This is a genomic window from Pandoraea apista (assembly GCF_001465595.2).
In the GTDB taxonomy this organism is placed as follows: domain Bacteria; phylum Pseudomonadota; class Gammaproteobacteria; order Burkholderiales; family Burkholderiaceae; genus Pandoraea; species Pandoraea apista.
In genome coordinates, this window is the sequence record NZ_CP013481.2 from 963,535 (window position 1) to 976,630 (window position 13,096).

Annotated in this window: 13 protein-coding genes; all 13 read left to right on the top strand. The window is 68.9% G+C overall.

All coding sequences use genetic code 11. The features are described 5' to 3' along the window. Positions 1-9: 9 nt before the first annotated feature. The 13 genes from AT395_RS04485 (at position 10) to AT395_RS04545 (ending at position 13,094) form a co-directional block, all read left to right on the top strand. Positions 10-438 carry a TIGR03750 family conjugal transfer protein gene (locus AT395_RS04485; RefSeq protein WP_003454784.1) on the top strand — a complete coding sequence of 143 codons (429 nt, stop codon included), beginning with the start codon at positions 10-12 and terminating at the stop codon, positions 436-438. Then, complete coding sequence (locus AT395_RS04490) at positions 435-1,127, top strand: PFL_4703 family integrating conjugative element protein (RefSeq protein ID WP_003454780.1); 693 nt, start codon at positions 435-437, stop codon at positions 1,125-1,127. The genes AT395_RS04485 and AT395_RS04490 overlap by 4 nt, the downstream gene beginning before the upstream one ends. Further along, positions 1,124-2,044 carry a TIGR03749 family integrating conjugative element protein gene (locus tag AT395_RS04495; RefSeq protein WP_003454777.1) on the top strand — a complete coding sequence of 307 codons (921 nt, stop codon included), beginning with the start codon at positions 1,124-1,126 and terminating at the stop codon, positions 2,042-2,044. Before AT395_RS04490 ends, AT395_RS04495 begins: the two co-directional genes overlap by 4 nt. Beyond that, positions 2,034-3,503: a TIGR03752 family integrating conjugative element protein gene (locus AT395_RS04500; RefSeq protein WP_048627970.1), complete on the top strand. Its 1,470-nt coding sequence runs from the start codon at positions 2,034-2,036 to the stop codon at positions 3,501-3,503. The genes AT395_RS04495 and AT395_RS04500 overlap by 11 nt, the downstream gene beginning before the upstream one ends. Beyond that, on the top strand, positions 3,484-3,918 hold the full coding sequence (locus tag AT395_RS04505; protein WP_004265606.1) for a TIGR03751 family conjugal transfer lipoprotein: 435 nt from the start codon (positions 3,484-3,486) through the stop codon (positions 3,916-3,918). The genes AT395_RS04500 and AT395_RS04505 overlap by 20 nt, the downstream gene beginning before the upstream one ends. Continuing rightward, positions 3,918-6,800 carry a conjugative transfer ATPase gene (locus AT395_RS04510; RefSeq protein ID WP_004265608.1) on the top strand — a complete coding sequence of 961 codons (2,883 nt, stop codon included), beginning with the start codon at positions 3,918-3,920 and terminating at the stop codon, positions 6,798-6,800. The genes AT395_RS04505 and AT395_RS04510 overlap by 1 nt, the downstream gene beginning before the upstream one ends. A 13-nt stretch (positions 6,801-6,813) precedes the next feature. After that, entirely contained in the window at positions 6,814-7,560 is a 747-nt protein-coding gene (locus AT395_RS04515) for a DsbA family protein (RefSeq protein ID WP_003454752.1), read from the top strand. Between the two features lie 193 nt (positions 7,561-7,753). After that, positions 7,754-8,248, top strand: a complete 495-nt coding sequence (locus AT395_RS04520) for a JAB domain-containing protein (RefSeq protein ID WP_004265610.1) — start codon at positions 7,754-7,756, stop codon at positions 8,246-8,248. Between the two features lie 156 nt (positions 8,249-8,404). Continuing rightward, positions 8,405-8,851: a TIGR03757 family integrating conjugative element protein gene (locus AT395_RS04525; RefSeq protein ID WP_003454745.1), complete on the top strand. Its 447-nt coding sequence runs from the start codon at positions 8,405-8,407 to the stop codon at positions 8,849-8,851. Next, positions 8,848-9,798 (top strand): TIGR03756 family integrating conjugative element protein, encoded by a 951-nt coding sequence (locus AT395_RS04530; RefSeq protein ID WP_003454742.1) that lies wholly within the window; start codon positions 8,848-8,850, stop codon positions 9,796-9,798. Before AT395_RS04525 ends, AT395_RS04530 begins: the two co-directional genes overlap by 4 nt. Before the next feature lie 9 nt (positions 9,799-9,807). After that, complete coding sequence (locus tag AT395_RS04535; RefSeq protein ID WP_003454739.1) at positions 9,808-11,211, top strand: integrating conjugative element protein; 1,404 nt, start codon at positions 9,808-9,810, stop codon at positions 11,209-11,211. Beyond that, complete coding sequence (locus AT395_RS04540; protein WP_004265620.1) at positions 11,208-11,561, top strand: hypothetical protein; 354 nt, start codon at positions 11,208-11,210, stop codon at positions 11,559-11,561. The genes AT395_RS04535 and AT395_RS04540 overlap by 4 nt, the downstream gene beginning before the upstream one ends. A gap of 15 nt (positions 11,562-11,576) precedes the next feature. Then, positions 11,577-13,094, top strand: a complete 1,518-nt coding sequence (locus AT395_RS04545) for a conjugal transfer protein TraG N-terminal domain-containing protein (RefSeq protein WP_003454733.1) — start codon at positions 11,577-11,579, stop codon at positions 13,092-13,094. Positions 13,095-13,096 lie beyond the last annotated feature (2 nt).

A 13,096-nucleotide genomic window follows, 5' to 3' on the forward strand; every position in this document is an offset into this window, starting at 1 on the left:
CCGGCAACGATGGCCGGCGCCCTGGAGAGTCCGTCGCGCGACGGGCTCGTGACCTTCCTGCCGCACCGCCTCAACCGCCACCCGGTGGTCGTGCGCGGGCTCACGGCCGACGAGCTGTGGGTCTGCGCCGGGCTGTCCGGCGCGGCCGGTCTCGTGGCCGGCGTACCGCTGGCCTGGCTGACGCACAGCATCGCGATGGTGCCCACGCTGATCGTCGCCGGCATCGGTGTCGGTGTCTTCGTGGGCGGCGGCCTGCTGCGGCGGTGGAAGCGCGGCCGGCCCGACACCTGGCTGTACCGCCAGCTCCAGTGGCGCCTCGCGCTGCGCTACCCCGCGCTGGCTGCGCATGCGGGCGGGGGCCAGCTCATCACCCGGTCGGGCTGGTGGTCCACGCGGCGCCTGCGGCCCGATCCGTCCCTGCGTCGAGGTAGACCATGAGCCGATTCAAGAACGAGGTCGCGCACCTGCAGGCGCATGTGAAGACCTTGCGCCTGGCTGGCGCCGCACTGTTCGTCGTGGCGCTGCTGCTCGGCTTCGGCTGGTGGAGCGCACCCAAGAGCCTGACCATCCACGTGCCACCCGACCTGCGCTCGGGCAGCACGCGCAAGTGGTGGGACGTGCCGCCGGAGAGCGTCTACGCCTTCACCTTCTACATTTGGCAGCAGGCCCAGCGCTGGCCGACCAATGGCGAGCAGGACTACCCGCGCAACCTGCATGCACTGTCTGCGTACTTCACGCCGAGCTGCCGTGCCTTCCTGCAGCAGGACTACGAATTCCGGCGCAGCAACGGCGAGCTACGCCAGCGCGTGCGCGGCATCTACGAGATTCCCGGCCGCGGCTACGGCGACGAGCCGGCCATGCGCGTGCGCACCGTGTCGGCCAACAACTGGATCGTCACGCTGGACGTGAGCGCCGACGAGTACCTGGGCGCCGAGCAGGTCAAGCGCGCGCTCGTGCGCTATGCACTCAAGGTTGTGCGCATGGACGTGGACCCCGAGCGCAACCCCTTCGGCCTGGCGCTGGACTGCCATGCACGCGCGCCGGAGCGCATCGAGACCCCGCCGCCTGCGGCGCCGCCCGGCCGGGCCGCAAGCGCCGGCTCCAACTTGCAGGGAGACACCCCATGAAGTCCCTCGTGAAGCGTTCATCTGCGGCGGCCCTGGCTGGCCTGCTGCTGTGCCTGGCCTTCGTGCCTGCGGCCCATGCCGTCGAAATCCTGCGCTGGGAGCGCCTGCCGCTGGCGGTGCCGCTGGTGGTCGGCCAGGAGCGCGTGGTGTTCATCGAGCGCAACGTGCGCATCGGTGTGCCGCCCACGGTTGGCGAGCAGTTGCGCGTGCAGAGCGCTGGTGGCGCGATCTACCTGCGCGCGAGCGCGCCGATCCCGCCCACACGGCTGCAACTGCAGGACGTGGAGTCGGGCGCGCTGATCCTGCTGGACATCGCGGCCGAGCCGGCGAAGGCGGGCCAGCCTGCACTCGAACCCGTGCGCATCGTCGAAGGCGACGTGCCGGCGACGCGCTACGGCGAGCCGGCCAAGCCGGCAGACGACGATGCGGAGCGCACCGTACCCGCAGCGAAGCGCGCCACGCCGGTGGCGGTTGTGCTCACGCGCTATGCGGCGCAGAACCTCTACGCGCCGCTGCGCACCGTGGAGCCCGTTCCCGGCCTCGGCCGCGTCAATCTGCGCCGTGGGCTGGAGCTTTCCACCTTGCTGCCCACACTGCCGGTGCGTGCGCAGGCGCTGGCCGCTTGGCGGCTCGAAGACCAGTGGGTGACGGCGGTGAAGCTCACCAACGCCTCCGGGCGCTGGCTCGACCTCGATCCCCGCGCGCTGCAGGGCGACTTTCTCGCCGCGACCTTCCAGCACCCGAATCTGGCGCCGGCCGGCCGCGCCGCCGACACCACGGTGGTCTACCTCGTGACCCGTGGCCACGGCCTGGCCGAGTCGCTGCTGCCCAAGCTCTCACCGATCGACGCGACGGTGAACCTGCCGCCGGCCGCGGCGGCCGGCCAGGCCGAAGGAGGTGCCCGCCATGAAAAGTAACCCCCTCCTGAAGTGGCTGCTGATCCCGATGGCGCTGGTGCTGCTGTTCGTCGGCATCAAGATGTTCTCCGGGGATCGCGGCGCCAAGCCCGTTCCGGCCGGCAGCGCCAACTCGCTCACGCCCGAAGAGATGAAGGCGCTGGGCATCGAGGGCGACACGCCGCGCGATACCGTTGCCACACTGGTGGCCCAGGTCAAGCAGTTGCGCAACGAGCTGCAGACGGCGCTCAACGACAACAAGAACCAGAAGAGCGAGAACGAGCGTATGCGCGCGCGGGAAAGCGCGATCGACCAGCGCATCCAGTCCGCGCTGGATGGTGAACGCGGCCGCCTGCAGCAGGACCGCGAGCAGTTGGCCGGCGACCGCCAGCAGACCCAGGGCCTGCTGCAAGACCTGCAGCGGCGCCTGGATGGGCTTTCCGGCAAGGGCGGCCAGGCCGATCTGCCGGTCGGGCTCGGCCTGGAGGACGGCGACGGCAAGGGCTTCAGCGGCAGCCAGGGCGGCGCCGCGCGCAGCACCAGCGGCACGCGCTGGGTGGAACCGGACGATGCGAAGCCTTCGGCGAAGAACGGCAGCAGCGGCGGCCTGAACTTTCCGACCAGCTTCGGGCCGGCGCAGAAGACGCTTTCCGACACGGCCGACAACGTGGCCAGCACCGTCGCGGATGCAGGCAGCCGCGCCGTGGGCACGTCGTCCAAGCCGGTCTACACGGTGCCGTCGAACTCGACGCTGATGGGCTCCATCGCGATGACCGCGCTGATCGGCCGCGTGCCGATCGACGGCACGGTCAACGACCCGTACCCCTTCAAGGTGCTGATCGGCCCGGACAACCTCACCGCCAACGGCATCGACATTCCCGACGTGGCGGGCGCGGTGGTCAGCGGCACGGCCTCGGGCGACTGGACGCTTTCCTGCGTGCGCGGCCAGATTCGCTCGGTGACGTTCGTCTTCAACGACGGCACGGTGCGCACGATGCCGGAGGACGGCAACCGCAACCAGAGCGGCGGCGGCCAGGGCAATGGTGCAAACAGCACGACGCAAGGCGGCCTGGGCTGGATCAGCGATCCCTACGGCATCCCCTGCGTCAGCGGCGAACGGCGCAGCAACGCGCAGCAGTACCTGGGTTCGCAAGCCCTCATCACCGCGGCCGGCGCCGGCGCCGCTTCACTGATCAAGTCGGACAACGGAAGCGTGGCCGTGGTCGCTAACGGCAACGGCTCGCTTGGCACGGTAGGCATCAGCGGCAACGAGGCGATGGGCCGCATCCTGGCCGGGGGCGTCCGCGACATGGCCGATTGGGTCAACAAGCTTTACGGCCAAGCCTTCGCCGCCGTCTACGTGCGGCCCGGCGCCAAGGTCGCGGTGCATCTGGAGCAGCCGCTCAACATCGACTACGACGCCAAGGGGCGCCGGGTCAATCAACGCATCGGAGGCAAGCATGCGTCGGATTTGGATTGAATCGGCCGCGATCCTGTGCGCGGTCCTGGTGCTGGGCGGCTGCGCCACCAGCAAGGACAAGTTGCTGCCGCACGGCGATCACACCATGCTCGACGTGTGGAATCAGGAGACGGGCGGCAGCGCCGGTGGTGGGCAGGCAGCGCGGCAACTGCTCGATGCACGCCAGGACTTGCGCCGGCCGCTGACCGAGGCCGACGTGCAGGCGGTGCCCGCCGCCGCTGCCGCCTACACGCGCACCGCGGCCAACGAGATTTACCGCCAGTTCCGACGCCTGCCGAACCCGGACCTAGTGATGTACGTGTTCCCGCACCTGGCCGGCACCGACCCGGTGCCCGTGCCCGGCTACACCACCGTGTTCCCGCTCTACCAGCGCGTGCAGTACGCGATGCCTGGCGAGCGCCTGGAGGACTACTGATGGCTTGGTCGTTGCCCTGGGCACGCAAGGCCGTCACGCCCGCCGGCCCCGACCTGGATGCCGATGACGCCTGGTCGCAGCATGTCTCGACGCTGGCCGCGCACGGCATTCCCGAGCCCGGCAGCGCGATGGGCAGCCAGCCGCGCCCGCCGACCACCGAAGCGGACCTGCAGGCGCTCTACGGCGTGGCACCGTCCTTCGCCGACCTGTTGCCGTGGATGGAGTACCTGCCCGGCTCCAAGAGCATGTTGCTGGAAGACGGCCAGTCGGTTGCGGGCTTCTTCGAACTGGCCCCGGTCGGCACCGAAGGCCGTGAGATGGCCTGGCTGTGGCAGGCACGCGATGCACTGGAGAACGCGCTGCAGGACTCGTTCGACGAACTCGACGAGAACCCGTGGGTCGTGCAGCTCTACGCCCAGGACGAATCGACCTGGGACACCTACCTGCGCGGGCTGGCCGACTATGTGCGGCCGCGCGCCCAGGGCAGCGCCTTCACGGACTTCTACCTGCGTTTCTTTGGGCACCACCTGCGCGCCATTGCCAAGCCCGGCGGGCTGTTCGAGGACACCACGGTGACGCGGCTGCCGTGGCGCGGCCAGGTCCGGCGCGTGCGAATGGTGGTCTACCGGCGCGCGAACGCTACGACCGCATCGCGGCGCGGCCAGTCCCCCGAGCAGGCGTTGACGACGATCTGCGACCGGCTCGTGGGCGGCCTCGCCAACGCGGGCGTGAAATCCCGCCGCATGGAGGCGGCCGACATCCACGACTGGCTGCTGCGCTGGTTCAACCCGCACCCGACGCTGCTCGGCCCCAGCGCCGACGACCGCGAGCGCTTCTATGCGCTCACGCGCTACCCCGAGGCAGTCGAAGACGGCGAGATCGAGCTGGCCAGCGGAGACTTCGCGCAGCGCCTGTTCTTCGGCCAGCCGCGCTCGGACGTGGCGAACGGCACGTGGCTGCTCGACGGCATGCCGCACCGGATCATCGTGATGGACCGGTTGCGCATGCCGCCTGCGACCGGCCACGTCACCGGCGAAACGCGCAAGGGCGGCGATGCCGTCAACGCGCTGTTCGACCAGATGCCCGAGGACACGGTGATGTGCCTGACCGTCGTCGCGACGCCGCAGGACGTGCTCGAAGGGCACCTGAACCACCTGAGCAAGAAGTCGGTCGGCGAGACGCTGGCTTCGGAGCAGACGCGCCGCGACGTGCAGGAAGCGCGCGGGCTGATCGGCAGCGCGCACAAGCTCTACCGCGGTGCGCTTGCCTTCTATCTGCGCGGACGCGACCTCGCGCAGCTCGACGCCCGCGGCCTGCAACTGGTCAACGTCATGCTCAACGCCGGCCTGCAGCCGGTGCGCGAGGAAGACGAGGTGGCGCCGCTCAACAGCTACCTGCGCTGGCTCCCGTGCGTGTTCGATCCGGCCACCGACAAGCGCCAGTGGTACACGCAACTGATGTTCGCGCAGCACGCGGCGAACCTCGCGCCGGTGTGGGGCCGCAGCCAGGGCACCGGCAATCCGGGCATCACGTTCTTCAACCGCGGCGGCGGGCCGATCACCTTCGACCCGCTGAACCGGCTCGACCGGCAGATGAACGCTCACCTGTTCCTGTTCGGTCCCACCGGCTCGGGCAAAAGCGCCACGCTCAACAACATCCTGAACCAGGTGACGGCGATCTACCGGCCGCGGCTGTTCATCGTCGAGGCGGGCAACAGCTTCGGCCTGTTCGGCGACTTCGCGGCGCGGCTAGGCATGAAGGTGCATCGCGTTAAGCTGGCCCCCGGTGCCGGGGTGAGCCTCGCGCCGTTCGCCGACGCCCACCGGCTGGTGGAAACGCCCAGCCAGGTGCAGACGCTGGATGCCGACGCCCTGGACGAGGACCGCGACGAAGCGGCACAGGCAGCGGATGCCGACGAGCAGCGTGACGTGCTGGGGGAACTGGAAATCACCGCGCGGCTGATGATCACCGGCGGCGAGGACAAGGAAGAGGCGCGCATGACGCGCGCCGACCGCAGCCTGATCCGCCAGTGCATCCTCGATGCGGCCCAGCGTTGCGTGGCCAACCAGCGCACCGTCCTGACGCGCGACGTGCGCGATGCGCTGCGCGAGCGCGCCCGCGATACGGCACTACCCGAGGTGCGGCGCGCGCGGCTGCTGGAAATGGCCGACGCGATGGATATGTTCTGCCAGGGCGTGGACGGCGAGATGTTCGACCGGCCCGGCACGCCCTGGCCCGAGGCCGACATCACCATCGTCGATCTGGCGACCTTCGCACGCGAGGGCTACAACGCGCAGCTTTCCATCGCCTACATCAGCCTTATCAACACGGTCAACAACATCGCCGAGCGCGACCAGTTCCTCGGCCGGCCGATCATCAACGTGACGGACGAGGGGCACATCATCACCAAGAACCCGCTGCTTGCGCCCTACGTCGTCAAGATCACGAAGATGTGGCGCAAGCTCGGCGCCTGGTACTGGCTGGCGACGCAGAACATCGACGACCTGCCCAAGGCCGCCGAGCCCATGCTCAACATGATCGAGTGGTGGATCTGCCTCTCGATGCCGCCCGACGAGGTGGAGAAGATCGCGCGCTTTCGCGAGCTGAACGCGGCGCAGAAGGCGCTGATGCTGTCGGCCCGCAAGGAGGCCGGCAAGTTCAGCGAGGGCGTGATCCTTTCCAAGAGCATGGAAGTGCTATTCCGCGCGGTGCCGCCCAGCCTGTACCTGGCGCTGGCTCAGACCGAGCCGGAAGAGAAGGCCGAGCGTTTCCAGTTGATGCAGCAGTACGGCATCGGCGAACTGGACGCCGCTTTCAAGATCGCCGAGAAGATCGACCGCGCCCGCAGCATCGAGCCGCTGGTGCTCGATGCGCTGGCGTGACGGGGAGTCCACGATGCGCATCCCTCGCTTCGCGCCGTCCCGCACCGTCCTTGTCGTCGCGCTGCTGATGGCCGCGGCCCTGACAACGGCCGCATGGCTCGGCCTGCGGCCGCAGTCGCCGCCCGCCGAACCCGATTTTCCTTCGGCAGAAGCAACGCCTGCGCCGGCAACGGCACCAGCCGGCCCGCCCTGGCGCTATGGCCGCGCCGATGCGCGCTTCACGGTGGTCGAGTACGCCGACCTCGAATGCCCGTTCTGCCGCGCCTACTTCGCAGTGCTCAAGCGCTGGATCGACGCGCACCCGGACGTGAGCTGGCAATGGCATCACCTGCCGTTGCCGTTGCACGAGCCGGCCGCGTCTGCCGGTGCGCGCCTGGTGGAGTGCGTCGGCGAGGCCGGCGGCCAGGCCGCGTTCTGGCAGGCCGCCGAGTGGGTCTACACGCACACCCGCGGCGACGGTCAGGGCCTGCCCGAGGGCCTGCGCTATCCCGACCTCACGCCGGCCGCGCAGCAGTGCCTCGACAGCGACCGCCCCGATGCGCTGATCCGCGCACAGTCGGCGAGCGCGGCGCAGGAGGGCATCAAGGTCACGCCCACGCTGCGCCTGCAGGATCGCCAGTCCGGCAAGACGCTGCTGCTGCACGGCCCGGTCGAAGGAGATGCCTTGCTGTCCGCGATCGACCTGCTGGCGGCCAGTGCAGCGGCCGAGCCCGCATCGAAGGAAATGCCTGCCGAGTCTCTCGGAGACATGCCCAGGTAGCCACGATCTTCAAGGCTACGACGCGGCTTGGCCGTGCTGATCGACCCCGTTCGCTGCGCATCCCTGGACGCGAACAGCCACTGTGCATGCGGTGGCGGATGCCCGCTCTTCTGCCGCTTGTTCTTCATCGTCCCCGGAGGGTTTGTCCCTCCCGGGACAGGCGTCCTCCGACTTCATCCCGTGGAGGTTCGCCATGTCCTATGTCGTCGCCGACTCGCGTCCCGAGTCGCTCAGCCTGATCGCCGCCCAGCACGAAGACTGGATCATCCGCCAGGCCATCGCCTTGCTGGAACAACGCATCTTCAAGGCCGGCCCGATGCTGAACAGTCCCGCCGCCGTGCGCGACTACCTGCATCTGAAGCTGGTCGCGGAGCCCAACGAGGTCTTCGCCGTCGTGTTCCTCAACTCTCAGCACCAAGTCCTCGCCTACGAGCCGATGTTCAAGGGCACGGTCGATCAAACCTCGGTGTACCCGCGGGTGCTGGTGCAGCGCGCCCTGGCCCTCAACGCCTCGGCGGTCATCCTGGCCCACCAGCATCCATCTGGCATGACCGTGCCTTCGGCCGCCGATCAGGCGCTGACCGACCGGCTCAAAGCCGCCCTGGCGATAGTCGATGTCCGGGTGGTGGATTACTTCATCGTCGGCAAGGGCACGCCGTACTCCTTCGCCGAATCCGGCCTGCTGTAGCGCCGCTGACCGCCTGGTCCCCGCGGGAGCCTCGGCTGCCGCTTTTCTTTCGCCTGTCTGCCCAAAGCGGAGCGCGCGCGGTGCGCATTCCTTGTCGCGGTTGGACTGCCTTCGGCGTTCGACTAGAGCCTTGCTCTCATTCCCAGGACGCCCGCCATGACGGCTCCCTTCTTGAAACCCATCCCGCGGCTGCGGTGTACGCGCATCGCCTGCGCGGGAGGGCTGCTGCTGTGCCTGCTCGGCCAGGACGCATCCGCAGCCGACGTGCTGGTCGTGACCGACAGCCGCCATCCCGTGCAGTCCGCATCCGGCGCGCGCGTGATCGAGCTGGATCTGCCCGAGCGCATCGAGGCCGAACTGGCCGCGGGCCTGCCTGCCGATCCGGGCCGCGCGGCCGCGCTCGTGCAGCAACGCCTGCGCGATGGCAGCCAGGCACTACAGCGCCGCATCGGCAGCGCCTACCAGGGCGTCGCCGATGCCTGGGGCTTGGGGCTGGCCAAGGTGCCTGCCGTGGTGGTCGATCGCCGCTACGTGGTCTACGGCGAGCCCGATGTCGCGCGCGCCGTGGCACGCATCGAATCACATCGGAGGGCACAGCCATGAACCGCCTGCTGTCGGCGTCGTCGCGCCGGGCCCGCCTTGCCATCGCTTCGGTGCTGCTCGGCGGCGCCGCTTCGAGCTTCGCGCTGAACACGGCTACCATCGTGTCCTCGGCCCTGTCGCCCGACTGCCTGGAATATCGCGTCGTCGGCATCTGCTACTGGCTGTTCTGCACCTGGACGGGCTGCACGGTGCGCACCTCGGTGAAGGTGCGCCACTACATTCCCGACGCGGTGGTGTCGAGCTACAGCAACACCGGCGAGAACCCGTGGATCGAGGTGCGCGCCATGAGCATGCCCAATCCCACGGCGCAGGCCGGCGGCGACGGGACGACGAACCACGACAACGAGAACAACCTGGCGAAGTTCAAGAACGCCGACGTGATCGGGCATCCCGGCGGTTCGGTGTTCAGCCAGTTCGCCAGCGCGTCCGGCTACGCCTGCCAGGGCGCAGGCACGGCCTTCATGCCGTACCTGCTGAGCACCCTCGACACGCTGGCCTGGCGCTACAACGTCCCGGAGATGGTGTACCCCGAGGCGGTGATCCCCGGCATGCGCGAGATCGGCGGCCGCACGACGCTCAACCTGTGGGGCAACGTCTATCCGCGCGGCGGCTTCCTGCATCAGACCGACGACTACAAGAGCGGCGCCGTCGTCGCGCAGCGCGCGGGCGATGTCGTCACGCGGCGCATGCAGCCGCACGTCTACCAGCCGCTGCTCGCGAGTTCGAGCGACGGCTATTGGCCGGCCGGCGCCCTGGTGGAGAGCGATGCCTCCACCGGCAAGTGGCAGGAGCTGACGCCGACCCTCTCCAACTCCTGCGCCGTGTTCCCCCACTCCAACACGCGCGTGCAGGCCCAGCAAGGCGACTACGCCTGGGCGCTGTGGCGGCCCTATGCCTGCTGCCAGCGCCGCGGGCAGGTCTTCCTCGGCAGCGTCGATTTCCTCTGAGGTATTCCGATGAAAGCGTCTCTCTCCCGTTTCGCACAGCGCGCCAGGCCCTACGCGCTCAGCATCGCGCTCGCCTGCGCCGTCACGGCCGCAGCCGGCGTCGCGTGGGCGCAGACCCGCATCAGCCCCACCGGCGTCGGCGTGAGCGGCAGCGTCATCGGCGACGACGTGCTCTACAGCATCGGCGGCGGCCGGGCCGTGTCCATGGGCGGCGCCGGGAACATGCAGAGCATCGGCGTGGGCATCGGCTGGAACAGCAACCTGATCTGCGGAAACATGAGCATCACGACGACGCTGCAGAACCAGTTGAACGGCCTCACCAATGGCTTTCAGCAGATCATGTCCTCGGTGATCCAGAGCGCCACCAGCGCCGTGGCGTCGCTGCCGGCCCTGATCATCCAGCGCGCCGATCCGGGCCTCTACAACCTGCTGACCAACGGCGTGCTGCAGGCTCGGCTCGATTTCGACCGCAGCAAGTTGACGTGCAAGGCGATGGCCAACCGGATGGCGGACATGGCCGGCGGCCAGGCCGGGTGGGATCAGCTCGCCGAAGGTTTCGCGCTGCGCGATGCGGTGAGCAGCACCGATGCGGTGTCCGCCGTCGAGCAGGCCGAATCGAACAAGGGCAACAACGGCGTGCCCTGGGTGGGCGGCGGCAACGCGGGCGGCTCGGGCCAGGGTTCCATCAAGGTGGTCGGCGACGTGACCCGTGCCGGCTACAACCTGCTCAACAGCCGCGGCGTCAGCGACACCTCATCCATCCCGCGCGCGTCCTGCGGCAACCGGCTGACCTGCCAAACTTGGTCCTCGCCGCAGGCCGCAGCGGACTTCGCAACCCGCGTGCTCGGCGAGCGCGAGCAACGCACCTGCGAGACCTGCACCAAGACGCAGACCACGCCTGGCGTCGGCCTGACGCCGGTGATCCAGGAAGAGTACGAGACCAAGCTGCAGGCACTGCAGGGCCTCGTGACGGGCTCGACGCCGATGACGGTGGCAAACCTCGAAGCCGCCGGCAGCAACTCGCTGCCGATCACGCGCGGCGTGATCGAGGCGCTGCGCGACGAGCCCGATCAAGACCTGCTCGGCAAGCGCCTGGCGTCCGAAGCCGCGCTGTCGAGCGTGCTGGAGAAGGCCCTGCTGTTGCAGCGCACGCTGCTGACCGGCAAGAAGGAGCCGAACGTCGCCGCCAACGAGCTGGCCGTGAAGGCGGTCGATCAGGAGAACAACGCGCTGGAGCAGGAGATCAACAACCTCAAGACCGAGCTGGAGCTGCGGCGCACGCTGGCCGGCAATTCGGCGATGGCGATCGTGCAGCGCCACGGCACCCGCGCCGCGGGCTCGCGCGGCATCTTCGAGGGCGACACGACGCGCGACCGGCTCAAGGAAGTGCAGAAGCCGCGGAGCGGGCCATGACCAGCCGGGCCTGGCTGCGGCCGGCACGGCTGCTCGGCCGCCGCGTCGGCATCGTGCTGCTGTGGGTGCTGCTGGTGGCGGGCATCGCGGTCGGCGTGAACGTCGTCGGCCTCCACATCGTCGGCAGCATCGACGGCTGGGAGCAGTGGCTGCGCGAGCACTCGGGCCACTTCCTCGTCTGGCGGCTGCTGCTCTACGCGGCGACGGCCTACGGCTGGTGGTGGATGCGTCGGCGCCTGCGCGAACGCGAGCCATTGGCCGAGACCCATCAGCGCCTGCTGCGCGCCGAGATCGCGGCCGTCGCCACCCTCGTGCTGCTCGAAGGCAGCCAGCTACTGCGCAATGGCTGAGCCCTGGAGAACGCCATGACGCTCAACACAACGGACTACCTGGAGTATTACCTGACCCTGGTCGGGTGGATCGTCAGCAACGGCATCTGGAACATCCTCGTGGCCAGCGGCGTATTCGCGCTGCCCTTCGTGGTCATGGTGGTGCAGGAATGGCTGCGCGCGCGGGCCGAGGGTGCGGACGAGGGCAACAAGGGGGTGCTGTCATCGATGCGCATCGAGAACCGCGTGTGGGTGGCGATCGTCGTCATCCTGTTCGCCGGCATCCCCTTCATTCCGGTCGACCTCAGCACCATCAAGTTCGACACGACGCGCTCCGCGCAATGCCAGGTCAGCGTCCCGCAGCCCACCGACACGGGCTGGTCGAACGCCTACACCACGCTCAACAACCAGAGCGCGCTGGTGCCGGTGTGGTGGTTCTTCATGCACGCCATCTCGAAGGCGGTGACGGGCGGCGCGGTGGCGGCCATCCCCTGCGGAACGGATCTGCGTCAGATGCGCATGGACGTGGATGCCACGCGCATCGATGACCCGGTGCTGGCCCAGGAGGTCGGCGACTTCGTGCATGACTGCTACGGCCCCTCGCGCGCCAAGCTGTTCATGTCTCGGCCCACGCTCTCCGACGAGCAGATGAATGACGTGACCTGGATCGGTTCGAGCTACTTCCTGAACAACGCGGGCTTCTACGACACCTACCACTCGAACACGCCACGCACGGCCTGGCCCTACGACGCGACGCGCGATGCGGGGCTGGCCCAGGTGGATAGCGGCGGGGGCTACCCCACGTGCCGGCAGTGGTGGTCGGACGGCGGCAGCGGCCTGCGCGCGCGCCTGCTGGCCCAGGTCGATCCCGACCTGCTGACGCGCATCGGCCGCTGGGCGGGCTTCCTGTCGCAGAGCGAGGTGAACGACTCGGTGATCCGCGCCGTGGTCTCGCCGCGGCAGCAGAAGATGAACCAGGGCTCGGTCTACACCGACTACGGCGGCCAGATCGAGAAGACGCTGCCCAACGTCGTGACGCGCGGCGCCGGCGACCTGGGGCTGACCATGGGCTCGCTGGGCTTCTTTCCGGCGATGGACGTGGTACGCCAGGCGCTGCCGATGGTGCTGTCGCTGCTCAAGATGGCGCTGGTGATCTGCATCCCGCTGGTGCTGGTCTTCGGCACCTACGAGCTGAAGGCGCTGGTCGCGGTGAGCTGCGTGCAGTTCGCGCTGTTCTTCGTGGACTTCTGGTTCCAGCTCGCGCGCTGGCTGGACAGCACGATCCTCGACGCGCTCTACGGCTGGGGGTTCGGCGCGAACCGGCCGCACAGCAACTTCGATCCGCTGATCGGCCTGAACAACGCCTTCGGCGACATGCTGCTGAACTTCGTCATGGCGACGATGTTCATCGTGCTGCCTACCTTCTGGGTGGCTGCGCTGGGCTGGGTAGGCGTGCGCGCGGGAACGGCAATTCAAGGGCTGGCGGCAGGAACCAGGGATGCCCAAGCTGCTGGCGGCAGGGGTGCGGGTGTCGCTATGAAAGCAGCGAAGTAACG